The organism is Paenibacillus silvae (assembly GCF_014639235.1).
Classification (GTDB): domain Bacteria; phylum Bacillota; class Bacilli; order Paenibacillales; family Paenibacillaceae; genus Paenibacillus; species Paenibacillus silvae.
Map to the genome: position 1 here is coordinate 24,783 of NZ_BMFU01000018.1, position 17,258 is coordinate 42,040.

The 17,258-nt window shown below is 48.7% G+C and carries 14 protein-coding genes and 1 riboswitch; of the genes, 5 read left to right on the top strand and 9 right to left on the bottom strand.

The window, feature by feature from the left end:
- Positions 1-120 precede the first annotated feature (120 nt).
- Entirely contained in the window at positions 121-1,416 is a 1,296-nt protein-coding gene (locus IEW26_RS27830; RefSeq protein ID WP_188594764.1) for an S-layer homology domain-containing protein, read from the top strand.
- A gap of 538 nt (positions 1,417-1,954) precedes the next feature.
- Positions 1,955-4,798, top strand: a complete 2,844-nt coding sequence (locus tag IEW26_RS27835; protein ID WP_188594765.1) for a DUF5704 domain-containing protein — start codon at positions 1,955-1,957, stop codon at positions 4,796-4,798.
- A 186-nt stretch (positions 4,799-4,984) separates the two neighbouring features.
- On the opposite strand, the gene IEW26_RS27840 is transcribed toward IEW26_RS27835, so the two are convergent.
- The 6 genes from IEW26_RS27840 to IEW26_RS27865 all read right to left on the bottom strand — a co-directional run bounded on the left by IEW26_RS27840 (position 4,985) and on the right by IEW26_RS27865 (position 11,363).
- Positions 4,985-5,824, bottom strand: coding sequence for an ABC transporter ATP-binding protein (locus tag IEW26_RS27840; RefSeq protein WP_188594766.1), 840 nt, complete (start codon positions 5,822-5,824; stop codon positions 4,985-4,987).
- Positions 5,814-6,635 (bottom strand): ABC transporter ATP-binding protein, encoded by an 822-nt coding sequence (locus IEW26_RS27845; RefSeq protein WP_188594767.1) that lies wholly within the window; start codon positions 6,633-6,635, stop codon positions 5,814-5,816. The genes IEW26_RS27840 and IEW26_RS27845 overlap by 11 nt, the downstream gene beginning before the upstream one ends.
- Before the next feature lie 2 nt (positions 6,636-6,637).
- Positions 6,638-8,251 carry an ABC transporter substrate-binding protein gene (locus IEW26_RS27850; RefSeq protein ID WP_188594768.1) on the bottom strand — a complete coding sequence of 538 codons (1,614 nt, stop codon included), beginning with the start codon at positions 8,249-8,251 and terminating at the stop codon, positions 6,638-6,640.
- A gap of 17 nt (positions 8,252-8,268) precedes the next feature.
- On the bottom strand, positions 8,269-9,102 hold the full coding sequence (gene nikC, locus IEW26_RS27855; protein ID WP_188594769.1) for a nickel transporter permease: 834 nt from the start codon (positions 9,100-9,102) through the stop codon (positions 8,269-8,271).
- Positions 9,103-10,041 carry a nickel ABC transporter permease gene (gene nikB, locus IEW26_RS27860; protein WP_188594770.1) on the bottom strand — a complete coding sequence of 313 codons (939 nt, stop codon included), beginning with the start codon at positions 10,039-10,041 and terminating at the stop codon, positions 9,103-9,105. It lies immediately after the preceding gene.
- A gap of 165 nt (positions 10,042-10,206) precedes the next feature.
- Positions 10,207-10,402: riboswitch (cobalamin riboswitch) on the bottom strand.
- A gap of 127 nt (positions 10,403-10,529) precedes the next feature.
- Complete coding sequence (locus IEW26_RS27865; protein ID WP_188594771.1) at positions 10,530-11,363, bottom strand: AraC family transcriptional regulator; 834 nt, start codon at positions 11,361-11,363, stop codon at positions 10,530-10,532.
- A gap of 193 nt (positions 11,364-11,556) precedes the next feature.
- Between IEW26_RS27865 and IEW26_RS27870 the strand changes: the two genes are divergently transcribed.
- Positions 11,557-12,858 (top strand): alpha-glucosidase/alpha-galactosidase, encoded by a 1,302-nt coding sequence (locus IEW26_RS27870; protein WP_188594772.1) that lies wholly within the window; start codon positions 11,557-11,559, stop codon positions 12,856-12,858.
- A 69-nt stretch (positions 12,859-12,927) separates the two neighbouring features.
- Here IEW26_RS27870 and IEW26_RS27875 read toward each other — a convergent pair whose 3' ends face one another.
- Genes IEW26_RS27875 through IEW26_RS27885 form a run of 3 tightly spaced genes read right to left on the bottom strand, consistent with a single transcriptional unit; the run spans position 12,928 to position 15,137 of the window.
- Positions 12,928-13,710, bottom strand: a complete 783-nt coding sequence (locus IEW26_RS27875; protein WP_188594773.1) for an RnfABCDGE type electron transport complex subunit D — start codon at positions 13,708-13,710, stop codon at positions 12,928-12,930.
- Positions 13,711-14,616: an FAD:protein FMN transferase gene (locus IEW26_RS27880; RefSeq protein ID WP_229730085.1), complete on the bottom strand. Its 906-nt coding sequence runs from the start codon at positions 14,614-14,616 to the stop codon at positions 13,711-13,713. It lies immediately after the preceding gene.
- Between the two features lie 23 nt (positions 14,617-14,639).
- The gene (locus tag IEW26_RS27885) at positions 14,640-15,137 is read right to left on the bottom strand and encodes an FMN-binding protein (RefSeq protein WP_188594774.1); all 498 of its coding nucleotides are present in this window, start codon (positions 15,135-15,137) and stop codon (positions 14,640-14,642) included.
- Between the two features lie 116 nt (positions 15,138-15,253).
- Between IEW26_RS27885 and IEW26_RS27890 the strand changes: the two genes are divergently transcribed.
- Both IEW26_RS27890 and IEW26_RS27895 read left to right on the top strand, forming a co-directional pair.
- Positions 15,254-15,937, top strand: a complete 684-nt coding sequence (locus IEW26_RS27890; RefSeq protein WP_188594775.1) for a response regulator transcription factor — start codon at positions 15,254-15,256, stop codon at positions 15,935-15,937.
- The gene (locus IEW26_RS27895; protein WP_188594776.1) at positions 15,930-17,186 is read left to right on the top strand and encodes a sensor histidine kinase; all 1,257 of its coding nucleotides are present in this window, start codon (positions 15,930-15,932) and stop codon (positions 17,184-17,186) included. The genes IEW26_RS27890 and IEW26_RS27895 overlap by 8 nt, the downstream gene beginning before the upstream one ends.
- Positions 17,187-17,258 lie beyond the last annotated feature (72 nt).

Consider the following 17,258-nt stretch of genomic DNA (forward strand, 5'->3'; position numbering starts at 1 on the left):
ATTCGTGCCAACAGATTAGAAAAACATGGTAGAATATTAATTATTATTACAAATTTAGTATGTATGAGCCTAAACGGTACATAACAGCGTCAGCATCTTTTATCGAGAGGGGTAAAATTCATGAGAAGAAGGATCATTTCCAGTTTAACCGCATTTGCACTATTGACAGGAGGCGTGGCCGCAATTGCAGGCACAATGGGCAACAGTTCTGCAAAAGCCGCACAAGATGCAAGCACCTTCAAGGATGTTCCCGCCTCCCACTGGGCATCGACAGCGATTTATTCAGCAGTAGAGCAGGGTTATTTCAAGGGATATACAGACGGCACGTTCAAACCAGGAGCTCCAGTGACCAAAGCGGAGATGGCCAGTATTTTAGCACGTTTGACTGATCAGCCGGAGCTGCCGACGCCTGAACCGAATAATTTCACGGATGTGCCCGAGTGGGCCAAGAGTAGCGTTTCTACGGCTATAGCAAAAGGTTTTATTCATCCTTCCAGCTACAAGGGTAAACTGGATGCCAAGGCTCCATTGAGTCGAGGTGAAATGGCTGACTGGCTGACACAAGGATTGAGTGCGGTGAATTCAGACTACGGACAGGCTCTCTCCGATGTCACCAATACGGTAATTCCTGCGAAGGAATATTTTACAGGCAAGCTGGCAGACTCACACAAAAATGCAGTTGCTGTCGCTCTCGGAACAGGACTCATGAGCGTTGCTAATGATAAAACCTTTGGTGTGGACCGAACCACAACCCGTGCCGAGGTTGCTGTATTGATCGCCCGGTACGCCTCCACTTCCCAAACGAAGCCATCAGATATTCAAGGTTTGAATGAACTGCGGCAGGTAGGTTTGACGGGCACTAATCTGAGTGTAATAACTAAATCATTTCACAAGACACCTGAGAAAAAAACACTCTTGTCATCCAATCAAAAGTACGAGGATGTATTAACAGATGATTTCTCATTCGTAAGGAATAAAGATATTGTCACTCTTACAAATTACGCTGATCTAAAAATTTTGAATTGGATTATTGTAGACACTCATGTTTCTAACGACAAACGCAGTATTTATTATCCTGTGTTTGTAGATGAGGGTGCCAAACTTCAAAGTGGAAGACATTTTTCCTTTGTAGAATTTAAACTAAACATCAAATCTGAATCCATGAGCCAGCTCCAGGCTGGAAGCTTGCTTGGCTCAGCTACTTTTAACCCGTTATTTTCGCCGAGATCCAAAGTGTTCTTATCCTATGGCGGTCCAAAGATAAGCGATTATTTCGCAAAAACTAAAGCTATCTTCATAGTGAAAAATCCTGTTTATTGGTCAGAAGGTCTATTACATGCCAACTCAACAACTGCTAGAACTCTAACTCTTGAAACAAAAGGAGGTACAGTATTTAGTATTAATTATACAGATTAATTAGGAGGCATAATACTTGGCAAGATTTAGAGCTTTAATAATCAGAGTTTTTTTACCTATACTTGCAATTAGTACTGCTTTTTCACCATATTCATATGTTCAAGCTGTTGGCGGACCCGGGCCTTCAAAGCCAGAGTTACTCTCTAAATATATGGTACCAGCTACTGCATCAAAACAACAAAAGAAAATAGTACCCGTGGAAGGTGTAGCAAAAACTAATATTGGTATCTATATTTACCAAACTGATAACCTGAAATGGAGAGTTGATGGAGAATGTAATGATATTTTATTAAACAATGATTCCTCAAAAAATCTGCCTGTATCGTCAACGGTATGTATAAATCTGGATCTTGATAAAGAGGTGTATAAGCCTACTTCTTACATGGATAAGGATAACGAACCACACTCGAAAGCAGAATTAGTTGAAACATCAATAAAACCACATTACATGGATGATACTCAATACTATGATCCTGACAGAAATATACCCAAACTTGTTTCAGTAGACTCTTTTAATGGGAATAATGCTATCTTCACCATGAAAATTGGTGGTGTTATACATCCAATAGAATCACGCGAATATAATCCACCTAAATGGTCAGCTGACTATATTTTTAATACAGACCTATACTGGAAAGGCCAAGCCGAAATAACCAAAGAAATCAACCTCACTCCCGGGGGACAAATCAGCTTAAACCAGACAAAACAGCTGCAGGCTACCGTCAAAACCAAGACCGGGGATGGCAGCTTTGGTGCCGAAACCAATGTGAACACTGGCAGTGGAGGAACGACCACATGGGAGTCCTCCAATCCCGCAGTAGCAACCGTGAGCAGCTCGGGACTGGTGCAGGCAGTTAGCAAAGGAACGACATTTATTACGGTTTTGTGGAAGAAGGATGGATTCGAATTAACGACCAGAACAGCCGTTGGTGTTGAACAGGAAACGGAAACCGGTGGCGGTGGAAGTGGAAGCTGCACCCCGCGTATTGGAGCACCAACTCCAGGTACAACGATGAACATGAGTGACCTCGAACCTAACGCTTCAGGTGTAATTAAGTCAGATAACAGAGACAATGAAATATTCAATGTATTAAAAGGCATTCCAACGTCCGAGTCTCTCTACACCAATGCCTTCGCCGATCAGTATCTTTTCAAACAAGCTTGGACGAAAATGAGCGGCAAAGTTACCTATGACTGCAGCGTTACAATCTCATATGCTAGAGAATGGACTGTGCCTGGACCAGAGATATGCGATGACCAAGGCTGCACGGATGGCACCCCTGAGCCCAGAAACGATACGGTGACGAAGCCATACAGCTTCCAGATAACAAGAGACTACTCCTACTGGAGCATCAGCAATCTTGAAGTGTACAAAATCGCCAAAACTACGATGAAGAACTATGCTTTGCCGGGTGAAACGATTACGATGAATCCATCCGGTTATACTGCACCTGCGCTGGAATCCAGAAACGATTCCTCCGTTGCAAGCCATGTAAAGCCAGGACAAACCACCACCATATCATACACGCCTACCAAGCTAACAGGCAGCCTGAATTCACCCCCGGATGTACCGGACCATACAGACGTATTGAAGGGAATGGCTGAAGCCAACACACCGCAGAGTACTGTGAAAAATGACTTGGTAAAGTTTAACCATGCAACCATTATGAATGATGCGGAAACAACCAAAGACGGCCCGACACCATCTCATATCCCGCCACCTGCAACGATTGGGCGGGACGTCTTGTACACACCGAATCTTCGAATTAGCAGTTCCCTGCCTAACAAGGCGAACACGGAAAGCTCGGGCCAGATCTACTATGAACTGCTGCCTGGCAATGTGAACGGCGGAGCCGACAAAGCGCTGCCGATCAACGGCATCAACACGGTTACTGTTCACACTCCTGTCGTCAACTACGCTTGGGTGTCAGACGATCAACCGCATAATCAGAGAACGGTACATGACCCTACCCGGGCTGCACTTATTCTGGAGCGTGAGTTTATTGTACGCACCCCTACATCGGGTCAGCATCTGGATGCCTCCGGTTATCCTGGCTACGGAAACAAAGACTATGCCAAATATTTCAGAATAAAGCAGGTCCGCTTCCCGTTTGATGTATACACTGCCGATCGAGCACGCTTCATCCCATCTCATACATGGATAGACATCCCCGTACAGCAGTTGGACACCCGTTTTTATCTTCCAGTATGGGTGGATGAAGGGAACTATACGATTGAGCTTCGCAATATAGCGGAGAATGCACCAGTCGACTTTACAGAGCAGCCGGACGCCAACACCAATCTGGCACACCATACAGCAAGTGACAGAATACCTGTAGATGTGATTGGAAGATTGTATGATTTTCATGTCACCGACATCTCGGACTACAGCTGGGAGAATGTATTTCGCCAAGCCCCTGGCAGCCCTGAGCATACGGGCAACAGCTATTGGACAGGATTTCGCAACATTGATGGTGACCCCAGAAGCAATTTTGCACCCTTTGTGCTGCCCATCCGCCCCGGAAGCCATCCGGTGCAGGGTTTTGCGAATGTATCTGTGAAAACAGGCTATCACTTCAAGTTTGACCTCAAAACAAAAGGCAATATGTTTGGCAAACAGGACGGCATTAGAATCACACCTACGTTTTCCTTTATAAGCAAGGACGGGGCTTCCCGTCAGGACGTGGATCTCTATTATCATCGGGGACAGGAGCGTTTGATCCGGATTGGTTCTGCGCTGGATATGGAGAAACGTTTTGTCGTTTTGAATTCACGGCTTCGTAATGTGCCCGGCACAGAGTTAAGTGATGCAGCACGTTACGAATATACTTATGAACTCTCCGCAGAGGAAAGAAGCCGGAAATCGTTAGCGGAGCATATGATACAGGTGGTCACCCAGACTTCGCGTCAGAAAACATGGGCAGGACGTTACGACTGGATGATTCTGACGGCTCCAATTCGTACTCTCATTGGCCCCAAGACGAACCTGCCCGCAAGTGTCAATGCAGATCGGGCCAACGCCGCGATTCAGCGGTGGTATGGAGAGTACAGTCTGCCAGCTGATGTGTACGCTGTGCCCAAGGGTACTAATCTGGAAACTCTGGCCAGAGAGAATACGTTAGATGAAAAGTCGAAACTATTTTTGAAAAACGGGTACATCATCGTTAATTTTAATATCGAAAGTCTACGCAACGGTAATACAGCGGCACCGCATTTACAGTATATCCATGCCCCACTCATGAACCAGTGGCAATTAGAAGGCTTTGATCGTTCACCTGCCAACAACAACAGCGGCAGGTGGCCGCTCAGTGATGGGGATATCCTCTTCTATGATGCAAGTCAGTCCAGCCGCAGCGACTTCCAGTCTCAGGTGCCACATTAAGCAGGCATCGTACTACAGGATCACTTTAGACGGGATATAGCCATGTATAAATATAAGATGGACCATTCAGGTTTAGATCGGAATATATACGTCTTAAACATCAACAGGGTTATCCAGAACAAGTTCATGCAATTCATGAACTCACTTCAGATAACCCTGTTCTCTTGTACCTTTTAAATCATCGGCTTATCGACTGCCTGCCAGAACCTCTATACGCTCACGCATCTGCACCCGGTCTCTCAATGCTCGCAGGGACAATGCGGAGGACATCAGTCCTCGGGTATATCCATGGTTTGCTGAACTGGTCAACTTAGAGCTGTCTACAATCTCCACCACTTTCCCTTCATGCATTACAGCAATGCGATCGCTTACCTGCTGCACCACCGCAAGATCATGTGAGATGAAAATGGAGGAACCTCCTGTCTCCCTTCGCAGCTCAATCAACAAATCGAGAATCTGCTGCTGAATGGAAACGTCAAGTGCCGAGGTAGCCTCATCATACAGAATGACATCCGGACGCAAACCGATCGCACGAGCAATGACCGCTCGCTGCTGCTGCCCACCGCTTAGCTCATGCGGATATTTATCCGCATCCGCAGCAGACAAACCGACCCGCTCAAGCAGAACCCGCATCTCCTGAACGGCCTGCTCCCGCTTCATCATTTTATAATTCAACAGCGGTTCGCAGATAAACCTGCCTACCTTCATACGTGGGTTAAATATTGCCGCAGGCTCCTGAAACACCATCTGAATCTGTTTGCGCATCTGTCGCAGCTTCTCACCCTTCAGACGAGTGATCTCTTGCTGACGATACCAGATCTCCCCTGAAGTCACCTGTTCCAGTTGAGTTACACATTTCGCGAGAGAGCTTTTGCCGCTTCCGCTCTGTCCGACAATCCCCAGACATTCCCCCGGATATAATTCCAGATTTATGTTTTGCAGCGCCTGAACAGACTGCTGCCCTTTCAAATCATAGGTTTTGCATACCTGATTTAACTTCAAAATAGGCCATCGGTTATCTGTCATGCATATCCTCCTCCAACTCAGGTACAGCATCCAGCAGCCTACGCGTGTATTCATGCGAGGGAGAAGATATGACGTCCATCGTATCCCCTAGCTCCACCAGTCTGCCATCCAGCATCACAGCGATGCGGTCAGCCATATGAGCCGCAACAGCCATATTGTGTGTCACCATGATCAGGCCTGTTCCCTGTTCAGCACAGAGCCTGCTCAATTCGCTCAGCACTTCGTTCTGGGTCGTAACGTCCAGTGCGCTGGTGGGCTCATCTGCCAGTAACAGCTCAGGCTCCAGCGAAGCCGCCATTGCGATTGCAGTACGCTGCTTCATCCCGCCACTAAGCTGGGAAGCATAGGAACGCATCACCCGTTCGGGATCATTCAGCCCCATACTCGCCAATGTCCGAACAGCCAGCTCCTGAGCATCTTTGCGGGATATCGGAAGATGAGCACGAATCGCTTCCACATACTGGCTCCCGATACGGCGAATCGGATTAAGGTATGCCCCGCTGTCCTGGAACACCATCGCTATTCGTTTACCGCGCACCCTCTGCCAATCCATCTTCCGAGTATTGTTACTGAACAGCATCTGCTCCCGAAAAACAATCTCTCCGCTCGTATATCTCCCGCCTGCTGGCAGCAGTCCCAGCACTGCCCTAAGCAAGGTGGACTTCCCGCTGCCACTCTCACCTACGATGCCAATGATCTCCCCCGGGTTCATGGAAAAAGACACATTGTGCAAGGAAGCAGTGCCCTCCTTATAGCTGACAGACAGATTCGTTACCTCAAGCAACGGTGTCCCTGCCACTCGTCCCGACATGCTCACTGCTCAACCTTGATATTGCGATCCAGCAGATAGAAGTCAATCGGGTACATCGTTGCACCCTTCACATTACTTTTGCTGACAATATTAATCGGTGTATAGGTCACAAACATATATGCGGCATCGTCCAGAATAATCTGCTGTGCTTCTGCGGCAAGGGCGTACCGTTTCTCTACATCAAACTCCGAATGAAGACGCTGGATGATATCATCCAACTTCGGATTGCTGTACCCGCCAACATTCCACTCTGCCCCGGTCTTGAAATAAAAGTCAAGAATATACTGCGGGTCACCCGTAATCCCGGTATTAATGCTCGTCAGGGCGAGATCATAATTTCCACTCTTCTGATGATCTGTAAGATCTTCATATGAAGTCAGCTCCAGTCCGACGCCAATCTCTTTAAGCTGAGACTGCATTGCCGTTGCCACAATGGAATCCGACTCATACGCCGAGTTAAGAATGAGCTGTAGAGACAGCTTTTTCCCATCCTTCTCCCGAATACCGTCCCCGTCTGTATCCTTGTAACCTGCCTCATCCAGCAGCTGTTTTGCTTTTGCAGGCTCGTAATTATATCCGCTCAGCTTGTCGTACCCGAAAGGCAAGGCAGATGTAAATGGCCCTTTGGCTGCCTGTCCGCCAACCAGCGTACTTGCATACATCTCCCGATCAATCCCGTAAGAGATGGCACGGCGTACCTTCACATCACTCAGCAACGGATGAGTCGTATTAAACCATACGAACTGTGTACGCAAGCTAGGAATTTCATCAATCGTATATTGAGTTTTGTCCTGAAAAAGAGACAAGCTGCTGCGGCCTATATTACTTGCGACATCAATCTCCCCTGATTGCAACGCGAGCGCACGTGTGCTGTCATCCTTGATATACTTCAAGGTCATCGTGTCCAGGTCTGCCGCGCCACCCCAGTATCCTTCATATTTTTTGACCTTGATCTCCTGATCCGGTATGTATCCGGTAACCATGAACGGCCCGGTAGCAATCGGCTCACTCTTGAACTTCGACGTATCTGCGCTGGTATCTACAATAATGAACAGCGGCTCGGCAATGTTGCCCAGAAGAGAGGCATCCGGCTCTGTGGTTTTAATCGTAAGGTCCTGCCCGTTAGCCGTCATGGAAGCAATCGGCAGTGTAGATTGACCCCGCTCATTCAGCGAGATGGAACGTTCAATCGATTTTTTGACCGCGTCAGCCGTTACCGGATTGCCATTATGGAATGTAACCCCGTCACGAATGTGGAAATGCCACGTTGTGTCGTCGACTCGCTCCCACTTGTCCGCCAGCTTGGGAACCATCTTCATATGTTCATCGAACTGGATCAGCGTCTCCCCGATCGCAGCCCGTGCCAGCGTCCACCCGTTCCACTCCTCGGCAGGATCAAGGCTGCTGCCCAGCCAGAACAATGCCACATTCAGATGTGATTTCTTGCCTGCAGTACCTGTGCCGCCCGCATCTGCACCTGATGATTTTCCCGCATTCTCTGCTGCATTCGATGATGATGAAGCCGATGAATTTGGATTGGTACCGCAAGCAGCCAGCACCAGAACAACCAGCATGGATATGAGAGCAAACAACCCTATTCTTTGAACCTTGCTCATGCCTTTACTTCCCCCTGTTACGCTGTATTTTTCTTGGGATCAAGCACATCTCGCAAACTGTCTCCCAGCAAATTAAAAATGATCACGGTACTGAATATCGCCAGCCCCGGATAAATTAACAGCCACGGTGCTGTCTGCAAATATCGTCTGCCTTCATTCAACATTGCTCCCCACTCGGGGTCTGGAGGCTGAGCCCCAAGTCCAAGAAAGGACAAGCCCGAGATCGAGAGCATCATGCCCCCCACATCCATCATGGCCATTACGATTAAGGGCGACAGCATATTTGGCAGAATCGTGCTGCCGATGATCTGAATTTTGCGTGCACCGCTGAAGGCTGCGGTGGTGACGAATTCTTTTTGCTGAAGAGCAATAACCAGACTTCGGGCCATCCGCGCATACTTTGCCCACCAGACAACGGAAAGCGCCACGACCGTGTTAAACAGACCCGGACCCAACATCCCGACCACAGCAATGGCAAAAATCAAACCCGGAAACGCCATCAGCGTATCACACAGCCGCATCATGATTGTATCCGTCACCCCTCTTGCAAAACCGGCAATTGCACCGATCACAACACCGAGAGTGAACACAATACCAATCATCATGAACGTAAGCAGCAGCGACGTCCTTGCTCCATACAGCAGGCGGGACAGAACACAGCGCCCGAGCTGGTCTGTACCAAGCGGATATTCCAGGCTGGACGGCTGCAGCACCTGGGTGAAATTCGCAGCGAGTGGATCATGCGGCGCGAATAGCGGACCCACGATAGCCAGAATGATCCAGCCTGCGGTCAGAGACAGCAGAAACATAAATGTGCGACGCTCCGTCAGCATCCATCGAATGCTGCGCATCTAGACATCCACATCCAGTTGAATGCGTGGATCACGCAGATGTGTCCACAGATCAACAAGCAGATTCAATGTGACATAGATGATCGCCATCCACATGACATACCCCTGTATCAACGGATAATCCCGTGTAAAAATCGCATCCACCGCCATCTGGCCTACACCCGGCCATACGAACAAGCTCTCCACAATCACTGCCCCGCCAAGCAATGCTCCGGTTGTCATGCCCAGAAGGGTTACAATCGGCAGCATCGCATTGGGCAGTATATGTCGCCACATAATGATCGACTCCTTTACCCCTCTCGCTCTTGCTCCTACCACATAATTCTGGCTGGTCTCCTCCAGCAGAACTACGCGAATCTGCCTGCTGTACTGGGCAATCAACGGAATAGCCAGTGTGACTGCAGGCAGAATAAGGCTTGTCCAGCCCGAGCTGCCCATGACGGGCAGCAGCTTCAGCTGCACACCAAACACCAGCATCAGCAGCATGCCCAGCCAGAAGCCGGGCATCGACAGACCGGCAAACGAAAACAGCCGAATCAAAGCATCCAGCAGCCGGTTCCGATGCACAGCCGCAAGTATCCCTAACGGAAAAGAGATCAGAATAACGAGCAGCATCGCACCTCCTGTTAACCACAGCGTAGCAGGCAGTCTTGCCATCAAAACGTCCAGAACCGGGCGTCCGTATTTATATGAGGTACCAAAGTCTCCGGTAACCACCTGTGCAAGCCACGTTCCGTATCTCACCAGAAATGGCTGATCCAGTCCCAGTTCAGATCTCACCTGTCTGACGAGCTCATCCGAAGGCGTAACTCCTGTGGACATCAGCATTAACCTTGCAGGGTCTCCCGGAGACAGATAAGTTAACAGGAACGTCAGAAATGTAATGCCAAACAGAACGGCGACCAGCTGTAATAATCGTTTAATGATGTACCTGCCCAATGAACAAAACGCCCTTCCCGATGTAATGCATACATATAACGCCATTTTCTGCACATTCCAAAAAGGCGTCCCTCTCCGTTGTACTGGATAAGGACGCCTTAAATAAACAGATTTTCAGAAAAAATCATGCTCTTTAAACACCTTCCTATCTCCCGTAGGGTACTGCTGTGTTTGTCAAACCTGGCAGGTCTCCTGGCTTCAGCGTCATTGCCATAACAGCTCCTTCCCGGTCTGTTCCAGACCAGTGGATATGCTGCTAGACTCCTCTGTTACAGTGGCGGGACCGCGCCGGCATCACACCGGACTTCCCTTTTAAGCTTCTGCCCCGGCGGGGCAGAGCACCAAGCTCCACATATTCAATTAAGTCGTAGTATCAATTCAAAATTATACAAAAAGGATTGCACTTCTGTATCAGTATAGCGGCATGCCGATTAATGTTCAAAACTTTTATTTCAAAATTAAAATCCTGGATACCGCTAATTACGAATTCACGACCCCCGTGAGCCCTTTGGGGATACACCTGTCACACGCTTGAACATTTTGGAAAATAAAAGCGGATCCGTGTAACCAACAGAATGTGCTACTTCACTGACAGAAAGAGCAGGGTTGCGAAGCAGCTCCGCCGCACGGTTCATACGATATTCCAGGAAAAAGGCCTGAAGTGATTTGCCGTATCGTTCTTTGAAGAGACCTGATAAATATGTTCGGTCCAGTCCGACAGCCTGAGCAATATCCAGAATAGAGGTGCGCTGGCTGTAGCGGTTCTCCATGAACTGCACAGCCTGACGGATATAAGTTTCTTTGGTCGAAAGTAGCCGGCGATCCTCAGCACTGGCAGGAGCGGAAGATATCAAAGTCGCGATCAGTCGATATAACAAGCTCTGATGAAGCACATCCCCTCCCGGAAGGGGGCTCGCTCCAGCCTGAACCATCTCGTCGTATAAATGCGCCATCGTTTCAGGATCACGTGCCTTGAATATCGGATGCTCTGCGCTTAGCTGCGCACGCTGCATAAACGCCTTGGCCTGCACTCCTTTGAAGCCAAACCATGAATAAGTCCAGGGCTCGTGCGCATCAGCCTCATAATGGATGACCGTTTCAGGCAATATGATAAATCCGTCCCCCTTAGTCAGACGATATTCCCGATCCCCCATATACACTGTGCCGAAGCCTTCATGAATGTAGTGCACGATATAGGAATCCCGAACACCCGGGCCCCAGTAATGAGCAGGATCACACGCTTCCCATCCGTAAAATAACAAAACCAGCTCCATCTGCGTCCAGCCCGCAGAAACCACGTTCATCTCTATTTTCCGGCTCATGCTTCTCCTCCTCTCGATGCTTCCCCTCGCTTACTTCACCTTAAATTATAACAGCTGTATAACGCAAATATGGAGTGAAAACGGAAACACAAATGGGATTATGCCATGTTTGAGAGGGCTTGAGCCATAGTGATACGGGCCTGTTCGGCCTATAGTTGGGGTACAACATTTTTTCAGGGAGGATGAGCTTGAGATGAACAAAATTACGTTTCTAGGTGCGGGCAGCACCGTTTTTGTAAAAAATGTATTGGGTGATGTCATGATGACGGAGGCTCTGCAGGATTTTGAACTCGCCCTGTTTGATATTGATGCCGAGCGTCTGGGTGACTCGGAGCGCTTGTTAGAAAGCCTGGCTCAATCCCTGGGCAGTCGCTGTTCCGTCAAAACATATCATGATCGCAAGGAAGCACTGCGCGGAGCCAAATATGTAATCAATGCCATTCAGGTCGGCGGATATGATCCGTGCACCATCACGGATTTTGAAATACCGAAGAAGTACGGCCTGCGTCAGACAATTGCCGATACCCTCGGCATTGGAGGCATTTTCCGCAACCTGCGTACCATCCCGGTAATGCTCGACTTTGCGCGCGATATGCAGGAGGTATGCCCGGATGCCTGGTTCCTGAATTATACCAACCCGATGGCTGTACTCACCAACGTCATGAATGTACATGGGGGCATCAAAACGGTAGGGTTGTGTCATAGCGTACAGGTCTGCGTACCCCACTTGTTCGATGCTCTCGGAATGGACCAGACAGGTGTCGTTGCTAAAATTGCGGGCATTAACCACATGGCATGGCTGCTGGAGGTGACACGGGATGGCGTCGATCTGTATCCTGAAATCAAACGCCTTGCGAGACAGAAGCAGCAGGAAACCCATGACGACATGGTGCGGTATGAGCTGATGCATCGCTTTGGTTACTATGTCACAGAATCCTCCGAGCATAACGCGGAGTATCATCCGTATTTTATCAAACGCAACTACCCGGAGCTGATCGAACGTTTCAACATTCCGCTGGATGAATATCCACGCCGCTGTGTAAACCAGATTGCAGAATGGAAGGAAATGCGGGAGAAGCTGTTTGCGAGTGAAAATATTCAGCATACGCGCAGCCGTGAATATGCCTCGCATATTATGGAAGCAATGGAGACGGATCGTCCGTACAAAATCGGCGGCAACGTCATGAACAATGGACTCATCACCAATCTGCCGCGTGAAGCATGTGTCGAGGTGCCTTGTCTGGTCGATGGTTCCGGTATCAGCCCAACGTACATCGGAGATTTGCCGCCTCAGCTGGCAGCGCTGAACCGCACCAACATTAACACACAACTGCTTACAATCGAAGCCGCGATGACGGGTAAAAAAGAACATATCTACCATGCCGCCATGCTTGACCCGCATACAGCTGCCGAGCTCTCCATGGATGACATCGTAGCCATGTGCGACGATTTGATTGAAGCACACGGTGACTGGCTGCCCAAATTCACTTCATAAAATCAGACGTCAATGAGCGCCGTTTCTGGACTACCCGGAAACGGCGCTTTTGCTTCCATAATCCTACACCTATGCAAATATGGCAAAGCGCGCACGCAGAAAATGATATAAGTTGGCACATAACAATCCAATGAACAAATACATTAATCCGCCAAACAGGCTATAGATCAACGCACCTACTAAGGCAGCAACAATTCCAAACACCAACTGATCCTTATATTTAGCTGGAGAGGTTGGTAAATCGGTAACCATAAAGAAGCCACAGAAAAGCAGTGCATTGATAAATGGGGTACGAAGCGCATCTCCTGCATCTCCGGTGTGTAGCAGCCCCATCATCAGCAGCAGGGTAAAATAGGTTCCCAGAAAAGCAAAAACCTGAGGAAACTTGTTTACACGCCCCGTAACCATATAACCGCCTGCCAAGAGAAGCCCAATCATCCATACCGGCAGATCGCCAAAGGCTCCCCACCAGCTTTCCCCTGTCCCAAAGATCAGAACCGGAAGCAGCAGACCGAGTGCTGCCGGGTTAAATATAGGCTTCTTGCGAGATACAAGCACGTATTTGGACACAATTGCCAGTATTACAGTAGCCGCGACAACCTTCCATGAGGTGGAGGTGCTGAGAATCAGAGCTACAATTAGACCTGTAATCAATGCTCCATCAGGCATCAATCTCTTCTTCCGGTTCACCAGACCAAACATCATATCTACAATGATAGCAGTACCTGCAGCAACCAGCCCATGGACGATGCCTTTCATATCCAGTGCCGCCAGAGAAGCTATGACAAGACAAACGGAAATGGATATACTTACATATCCTTTCGGTGATTTGATCCATTGCTTTATCGTCATTTAGTACACTCCTTCCCGAACAAGCTGTAGATCAGGTGTGATCAGAATGCCCTGCACATTCGCCTGTTCCATTAATTTCTTCCCTTCTTCCTTGCCCAGCAGCATAACAGCAGTTGAAAAGATATCCGCCATCATCGCATAGGGGGCAATGATGCTCGAACTGACCCACTCCTTGGGAGACTGTCCTGTTACTGGATGGAGCAGATGATGGATATCCGCTGCTACTATGCTCTTCCGCTCATAACCACCCGAGGTGCAGATCGCTGCATCAGATAGCTCCAGCGTACATATAACCTCATCTGCATGTGTGGGATGCTGTATACCGATCTCCCATGGCTTGTCTTGTTCATCCCTGCCTCCGGCATATAGATCTCCCCCCGCATTTACCATAAAGCCTGCGAACGACTGTAATTCATGCGCAGCAAGGTCAATCGCAAATCCCTTTGCCACTGCGCCCAGGTCAATCACCAAGGGTTTAAGCAATGTTATCGTCTGATGAACTTCATCCAACACAATGTCTCGATAGGTTGCAGATTCCACAGCAGGACTATTTATATACTGGTGAGTTAGATAGTGTTGATTGAATCCGTGCTGCTCCAGCCTTTTCCCCACGGTCGGGTCAAAGATACCCGATGTAAGCTCAGCCATGTGCAGTGCCAGCTTCAAAGGCTCAAACAAAGATGAACTGACCTGCACGGGTTCCCCAATCTGTCTGGTTGCTCTCATCAGTTCACTATCCAGGCTAAATCGACTGCAAGCCTGCTCAACTTGCCGGAAGGCATGAAAAGCGCAGTTTATCTGGTTCTGCATGTCCTGTTCAGATGCAAGTCGATTTCCTTTTTCATCCGTATTCTCTGCTACTGTACCTAATCCTGTTACTACCTGAATATCAACAATTGTATCCATAAACAGCTTCCGTCTCCGAATCATCATGAGTTTCGAGCCTGATCCAGTGCATCCTGTACAGCCGATGAGAATGCTTCGGTGCTATAAGTAGCTCCAGATACGTTATTCACTTGTGCGCTTTGCTTACGGATCACCTCGTCCGGCATGTCAACCACATCCTGTTCGGAATAGTGCATAGCAAACCGGCTGATCTCTACATCTGTAATTTTATCCTTCTGAATCGTAACCACGACTTGAATGGAGCCTCTTCGATTGCTGCCTGCTCCTTCATAGCTGCCATCACGATACATACTCGTATACTGAGCCTGCTTCCTTTGCTTGACCTTAGCTTGTGAAGCTGGTGTATTGCCATTATTCTCATTAGTACCCGTTGACACCGGATTTACCAGAGTGTTAATTTGAGTGTGCTGTGCTGGCGATTGAGCGATCGCCGACGTTTCTGTGATAGAGTAACCGGCTGTATATACAGCCGCTACAGCAGCTGAACATAACGCAATCCATTTCTTGTCCATCTTCGCCATCTATATTCCTCCAATACGAATGAATCCTGTAAGGCATTGTCGATAATCTGAGTATAGGAGCTTATTATTTAAATTTTCTTAAAATGCGGTCAGGCGAGCTGAAAGGTGGAAGTGAGATGAGAGTTCTAGTCGTAGAGGATGACCCATCGCTGCTGAAAGTGATATGCGATATTTTCGAACAGGAATCCTTCCTTGTCGATAGAGCAGAGACAGGAGATGAGGGATATTACATGGCTGAACAGGCCATATATGACCTGATGATTCTGGATGTTATGCTGCCGGGGATTGACGGTGTCGATATTGTACGTAAATTACGCTCACAGTCGAATCGTGTGCCGATCATTCTGGTGACGGCCCGGGATGCTGTAGAGGATCGGGTTGCCGGACTGGATGCAGGGGCCGATGATTATGTCGCCAAGCCTTTTGCTGTATCCGAATTACTAGCGCGAACGAGGGCGGTGCTTCGAAGACACGGTACAATTGATCAGGAAGGGGCGCTGGTCTGGAATTCGATCCGCCTGATGCCAGCAGTCAGGGATGCCAGTCACCGAGAACGCATGCTGCAGCTTACAGCAACGGAATATAAGTTGTTGGAATTCTTCATATGTAATAAAGATCAAATTTTGACGCGTGAGCAGATTTTCGACCGTGTATGGGGATTTGATTCCGGCTCAGCTACCAGCGCAGTAGACGTCTATATCCATCATTTACGCAAAAAGCTGACAGGCACCGGGGCCGATCAGGCACTTCGCACGGTTCGTGGCATTGGTTATTTATTCAAGGGTGAGCCTTATGTTTAATCAGACCCGTCGCAGGCTTGTAATGCTGAATATCGTTGTATTTCTGATTGTGCTCTCGGTCCTGAGCTCACTGCTTTATGTGCATATGCGCTTTCGATTGTTTCATGAAGTAGATGAGATTCTGCAACAGGCTCAAAAACGGATTCAATCCATGTACAGTGTAGAAGCGCTGCTCCAGCCTTCTCCGGGCGACCCCGAACAGGACGAGCAGACAACCTACCTGATCTGGAGCCCGAATCGGCAGCTGCTGGGCCAATCACCACCACAATCCTTCACACCCGGTGCTATCCGTTATTTTCAAAATGGGGCAGATTCCAAAACACCACAGACCCTGAGTTTTGAGGGTCACCGTTACCGGGTGCTTCAGGCAAAGCTTCCTCTCGCTGCAAACCCTGTAGCTGGCGGGGAGGTAACTATGACCATTGTGAGAAGCTTAGGGGATGTGAATCATACGCTCAACTCGCTGCTTCGTGACCTGATCATGGGCATTGTCGCAGGAGTTCTGATTTCCCTGCTGGCAGGGTTATTTTTGGCAGGTCGTGCCCTTGTTCCAATTCGCAGCTCTTGGGATAGACAGCAGCGTTTTGTAGCAGATGCCTCCCATGAACTGCGCACACCCACCGCCATCATTCGTGCAGAAACGGAACTGTTGCTTCAACACCCGGATTCATCCATTGAAGATCAGAGTCCTCACATCGCTGCCATTCTCCAGGAAAGCATGCGCATGAGCAAACTGCTGGACGATCTGTTAACCCTCGCACGCACAGATTCCAATCAGCTGCAGATTGAACAAGCTCAGGTCGAAGCCGATATCATTCTGGTGGAGCTGGCTGAACAATTCCAACTACTTGCTGCAACTCGGGATATTCAAATCACACTTGAGCCGGTAGAGCCGCTGCGTCTGTGGGGAGATCATGCCCGTATACGCCAGTTGTTCATCATCATTCTGGACAATGCACTCAAGTATACGCCTGAAGGTGGACATATCCGTATATCGGGACAAGTACTATCCGGCCAGGTTGATATCCGCATATCCGATACGGGGGCAGGCATTGCTAAGGCAGACTTGCCGCTTATATTTGAACGATTTTATCGCGGAGATAAGGCAAGGTCACGTCTGGAAGGAGGTACCGGACTCGGGTTATCCATTTCTCGCTGGATTGTGGACGCTCACGGCGGCAGCATCCGTATAAAGTCCGAGCTTGGCCAGGGTACAGAAGTTCAGATTCGTTTTCCCATTCATAAGTGAAGGAGAACATGAAAGAAATGAATACAGCCGAACGTTTGCCCGCAGGGGTGAGTTCGGCTTTTTTTTACTTGC